General features: G+C 68.2%; 5 protein-coding genes. All 5 read right to left on the bottom strand.

Annotated elements, in window-relative coordinates; genetic code table 11:
• Positions 1 to 105: 105 nt before the first annotated feature.
• A complete protein-coding gene (locus A5728_RS14390; RefSeq protein WP_064845563.1) occupies positions 106 to 816 on the bottom strand; it encodes a DUF3560 domain-containing protein in 711 nt (236 codons plus the stop codon).
• Positions 817 to 839: 23 nt separating this feature from the next.
• Positions 840 to 1,826 (bottom strand): IS481 family transposase, encoded by a 987-nt coding sequence (locus tag A5728_RS02555; protein ID WP_064845562.1) that lies wholly within the window; start codon positions 1,824 to 1,826, stop codon positions 840 to 842.
• On the bottom strand, positions 1,823 to 3,067 hold the full coding sequence (locus tag A5728_RS02550) for an MFS transporter (protein ID WP_064845561.1): 1,245 nt from the start codon (positions 3,065 to 3,067) through the stop codon (positions 1,823 to 1,825). Before A5728_RS02550 ends, A5728_RS02555 begins: the two co-directional genes overlap by 4 nt.
• The gene (locus A5728_RS02545; RefSeq protein WP_064845560.1) at positions 3,064 to 4,716 is read right to left on the bottom strand and encodes an ABC-F family ATP-binding cassette domain-containing protein; all 1,653 of its coding nucleotides are present in this window, start codon (positions 4,714 to 4,716) and stop codon (positions 3,064 to 3,066) included. The genes A5728_RS02550 and A5728_RS02545 overlap by 4 nt, the downstream gene beginning before the upstream one ends.
• A 181-nt stretch (positions 4,717 to 4,897) precedes the next feature.
• On the bottom strand, positions 4,898 to 5,146 hold the full coding sequence (locus A5728_RS02540; RefSeq protein ID WP_064845559.1) for a hypothetical protein: 249 nt from the start codon (positions 5,144 to 5,146) through the stop codon (positions 4,898 to 4,900).
• Positions 5,147 to 5,238 lie beyond the last annotated feature (92 nt).

Here is a 5,238-nt window from a genome sequence, read left to right as displayed (position 1 = left end):
ACACTCATAAATATACCTCATGTAAGAACTAGAGTCAAGGCCGGCGGGTGATGCGGACATGAAGAACGGCCGGGGGGTGATCCCCCCCCGACCGCTTCCGTTGCGCTACTTGCTCGCGGGCTGGTGGCCCGTGATCTTCCCGTAGGGGGCGCGATAGCTGCTCGTGATCTTGCGCTCTGCATCGAGATACAGGGTGCAGGTCTTGGCGTTGGCCCGTGCCACGGTCCACCAGGTGCCGCCCACCTTGATCCGGTCCCCGGCGTGAATGGTCTCGCGGCTGTAGTCGGCGGCCTCACCGGCGGCGAGCTGCTGGGCGCGCACGCCGCGCCAGTACGCCAGCGCGTCGGCGTTCTCGGTGGCGTCGGCCTGGATCGCCTCGCGACGTCGGCCGGTCGCGGCGGGGATCGCCTCAGCGTAGGGGGTGCCCCGGTCGGCGGTGTAGCCGTCCAGCTGCCGCGCCAGCTTGCGACCTTCGGCCTCTAGGCGCTGGATTCGTCCGGCCACGGTCGCGGGGCTGTAGCGGTGGGCTGTGGTGTTCGTGGCGGCACTCGCGCGGCGCTGCGCCTCGGTGGCGTCCTCGTCGGCCCGGATCGCGCGTCCCTGGGCGTTCCATGCCCGGTCAATGGCGTTGCGGTGGCGGGTCTCCGAGTGGTGGCCCACCTTGATGGGCTCCCCACCTTCGGGCAGTCGGGCCGCGGCCGCGTCGGCGGCGCGCTGGGCGTCGGCCGCGTGTGCGGCCTTGCGCTGCGCCTTCTCTGCCAGGGCCTCGGCGCGGGCCTCCTGCCGGGCTGCGCGGTCGGCCTCGACCTCGGCCACGGGCCGGGCGGTGTCGTCGGCCTCTAGGTGTACTGACCGGAGACGTTGGTCAATCGTGAGAAGGGCGGCTGGTTCCCGCAGGCTGTGTGAGGACGGTGGCGGTTGTAGTAGTGGAGCCAGCCATCGAGTTCGCCTCGGCGTTCGGCCTCTGAGGTGTAGCAGCGGGCGTAGGCCCAGCCGTCGGCCAGGGTGCGGTGGAAGCGTTCAATCTTGCCGTTGGTCTGCGGGCGATATGGCCGGGTGCGCTTGTGCGTGATGCCGAGTTCTGTGCAGGTGTCGCGCCATAGGTGTGACTTGTAGGCGCCTCCGTTGTCGGACAGAACCCGCTCGACGGCCACCCCGCGCGCGTTGAACCACTCGACCGCCCTCACCAGGACGGCGGTAGCTGTGAAGGCGGTTTCGTCGTCATGGATCTCGGCGTAGGCGACGCGGGAGTGGTCATCGATGACGGTGTGGACGTAGGCCTTGCCCATCAGCGGATCCCGGTACTTGTTCATGGGCTTGTCGGGTGTGGCGGCGCGGTTGCGGTCGCCTTGTTGGCGGCCGACGTAGCGCCAGCCGCCGCCGTCGGGGATGTTGCCGAGCTTCTTCACGTCGACGTGGAGCATCGCGCCGGGGTGGTCGTGTTCGTAGCGGCGGACGGGCTCCCCAGTGGCGCGGTCGACGTGGGAGAGCCGGTTCAGGCGCGCGTCGACCAGGATGCGGTGGACCGTCGAGGGCGCGATTCCGAGCCGGCATGCGAGCTGCACCGGCCCCTCGCGCAGGCGGAGGCGGAGCTGGATGCAGTGCTTCGTTGTTGCCTGGTCGGTCTTGCTCGGCGAGTGGTGGGGTCGTGAGGAGCGGTCTTGCATGGACTGGCCGGTTCGGTAGCGGTCGGCCCAGCGCTTCACGGTGGGCCAGGACACCTGGAACCGGGCAGCCACTTCGCTGATCGGCCAGCCCTGGTCGACGACGAGCTGGGCGACTTTGAGTCGATGGCGAGGGGTGAGGGCGGCGTTCGCGTGGGTCATGACTGTCCTGCCTCGTGGGGCGTCGTCCGCGGCATCCTGAGTTGACCCAGGGCTGCGAGCAGAGCTGCCATGGCCAGCGGGACGAGGCCAGCCGTGACGAACAAGGTGTGGGTGTGGATGTGGCGGCTGAGGACTCCGGTGAGGGCGATGGACAGGGGCATGAAGGCGATGGAGATGAAGAAGTCGAGGCTGGCGACCCGGCCGAGCATCTCCAGGGGGACGTGTTCTTGGAGGACGGTGCCCCAGATGACCATCCCGATCCCGATCAGCGCCCCGTAGAACGCCAGGCCCGCGCCGATGGCCCACGGGTTGCTCGTCAGGGCAGGGATGGACAGCGGCAGGCAGCCAAGCGCCCAAGCACCGACCATCGCGGGCAGGAAGCGCTCCGGAGTGCGCCACGACCCCGCCAGCAGCGATCCCATCAGTCCACCCGCACCCAGTGCCGCGAGGACGGCCCCGTAGAGAGCTGGGCCGTTCTCGTGCGAGGAGCGCATGAGGGCAGGGAGGAGAACTTCGAGTGGACCGGTCACGACCAGTCCCATGACGGCGGCGAACAGGACGCTGGAGCGGACCCAGCGTGTGCGGGCTACGTAACCGAAACCCGCAATCAGGTCGCTGATGGGTGAGGCGGCCGACGCGTCGGCCTCGGTCTCAGCCGGGCTGGGTGCGGGAAGCCGCAGGGCGGCGACCAGGCCCAGCGCGAGTGCTGCGGCGATGAGGTAGCCGCCCGCGGCGGGCATGCTCGCGCCGATGATCGCTCCGACGGTGGCTGGCGCGAGTGCTTGCCCGACCAGCGGACGGGTGGCTCCTTCCAACCCGTTGACGGCCATCAGGTCGTCGCTGGCCACCAACACCGGGACGAGGGCGGTGTAGGCGGGGAAGAAGAAGGCGGTCGAGACACCGATGACGAACGCGGAGGCCGCGAGCATCCAGAAGGTGACTAGGTCGAGGATGGCGGCGGTGGAGGTTGCCGTCGCCACGATGCAGTTCAGGGTGAGCACGCCCACGATGACGGACTTGTTGGGGATCCGGTCAGCGAGCACCCCGGCCGGGAGGGATCCGGCGAGCAGGCCGATGCCACTCCATGCGACGACACCCGACAGCGTGGCGGGCGTCGCACCCAGGTCGAGGGTCTGCATGGCCAGGTAGAGGGCCCAGGCTCCCTGGGCGAAGATGGTCAGCACCATGGCTGCGAACAGTGTCCGGTAGGTGGGGATGGTCAAGGGGCGAAGCGGGTTCATGAGGGGTCCTTCGGGTCAAGGTGCAGGTGGGGCCAGTCGGCCAGGTCTTTGAGCATCTGCCGGTCGTGCGTGGCGACGATCACCGCGCAGGAGGTCTGCAGCAGCTCGGTGGTGATGTCATCGACCAGGCTCGACGACAGGTGGTTGGTGGGCTCGTCCAGGAGCAACAGGTCCGGATCCAAGGCCAGACACATCGCCAGGTGGAGACGGCGTTGCTGCCCCTGCGACAGGCGCCCCACCGGGGCGCGGGTCGCGGAGGGCTCGAGCAGTCCGAGGGAACCGAGTGACGGTGCGTGGGATCGGCACCCGTGGTTGGCCAGGAACGTCTCGTAGGCCACATGGGCGGGACTGACGTGGTCCCAGTCAGGAACCTCCTGGGACAACAGGGCGATGCGTGCGCTGGGGTTCACCCGCACGTGCCCCGAGGTGGGGACCAGCCGCTGACCGAGAACCGCCAACAGAGTGGACTTTCCCGCCCCGTTTGGCCCGGTGACAACTAACCGGTCTCCACCGCTCACGTCCACTGAGACCGGCGTAACCAACCGACCATCCACGGCGGCTTTGGAGGCGTTCACAACACTCTGCCCGGGGCGCGCGGACGAGACCGGCCACGCCAGTCGCAGTGGTGGTTGCGGCACGTCGATCTCGTGGCGTTCCAGGTCTTCGACACGTCGATTGAACGCTTGGACGACCCCTGCGGCACGGGTGGCCCGTTGGTGCTTGCCCGTTCCCTTGTCGGGTCGCCATCCGCCCTGAGACAGGCGAGAGCGTGCTTCGGCCGCGGCGCGTTTCAGTTCCGCGTGCTGGGCGACCTGGGCGGCATGGTCCTGCTCCCACGCGACCCGTTCCCGTCGGCGGCCCTCGATCCAGCCCTGGTAACCGCCGGAATAGGTGCGGGGCAGGCCATCGCGGGTCGGGTCGAGGTCCAGGAAGCTGGTCGCCACGTCATGCAGCAGGGCGCGGTCGTGGCTGACCAGGGCCAAGCCACCGGGATGGTCGCGCAGACGCTCGGTCAGGAAGGACAGTCCTGCAGCGTCCAGGTGGTTGGTGGGCTCGTCCAACAGCAAGAGGTCAGGTGTCGACCAGAGTGCGACCGCCAGCCGTACCCGGTACCGCTGGCCCACCGACAAGGTCGACAGGACCCGAGCGCGGTCACTGCAAGCGTTCAGACCCGCCAAAGCGATGTCCACGCGGCGTTCGGCATCCCACGCGTCCAGCAGCCTGGCCGCCTCGAGCGCAGCGGAATAGGCATCGGCCGCGTCCTCACCCGTGGCTAGCGCAGCGCTGGCCACGTCCAGCGCCTGCAGCGCGGCCCTGGAGGGAGCAGTCGCCTCGGCGATCAGGTCACCGACCGTGCGATCGTCCTCGGTAGCCATGTCCTGCTTCACCAGGACGAGGGAACCCACCTGGGTCACCACCCCTGAGTCAGGCTTCAGGATCCCAGCCAGCACGTGGAGCAAAGTGGTCTTGCCCCGGCCGTTGTCGCCGACGATCGCCAGCCTTGACCCGGCAGAAACGGTGACGTCGGCCCCACTCAGCACAGGCCGGTCCCCGAGTGTGACGTGAAGTGATTCAGCGCGGATGTGTGCGGCGGATCCCTGGGGTGTCCCGATCCACACACACGATCGAACAGGTTGTGTGATTGGCATTGCGTACTCTCAGCTCGTCATGGAGCCGGGCACCACAAAGCGGCCGCCCGGCAGATGGCCAGGACGGCAGACGAGAGATCAGAAGGGGTCCCGCCGCCGTCAGCGGGCGGAACGCAGCTTCATCGAAGCGATGCCTAAGTACATGCGGCCGAGGATACAGAGCGGGGCTGTACCTCGCAAGTCAATTAACGTCTCCGGTCAGTACATCTAGGGCCACCTCGTGCCCTGCGGCCTCCAGGGCCTTCTGCGTGCGTCCGGTGATCCAGGTTTTGAGGTTCCGGTCCCGGCTCTGCGGGACGTACCACGCGCCGATGGATCGACCCCAGCGCCAGCCCTGGGCCTTCAAAATCTCGGCGGTGCCGTCTCCGCGCTGCGTGCCCTCGATCAGCGTCCCGGCCTCGCGGTTGTGGGTGATGGTCAGTGCGGCCATGATGCTCAGTCCTTCCGGTCGGTGTGGCGGGCCTGTCCCCCGCCTGAACACTCATAAATATACCTCATGTAAGAACTAGAGTCAAGGCCGGC

The sequence above is a fragment of the Kocuria sp. ICS0012 genome (assembly GCF_001665945.1).
Lineage (GTDB): Bacteria > Actinomycetota > Actinomycetes > Actinomycetales > Micrococcaceae > Kocuria > Kocuria marina.
This window is presented reverse-complemented; position numbering and strand designations above follow the sequence as displayed.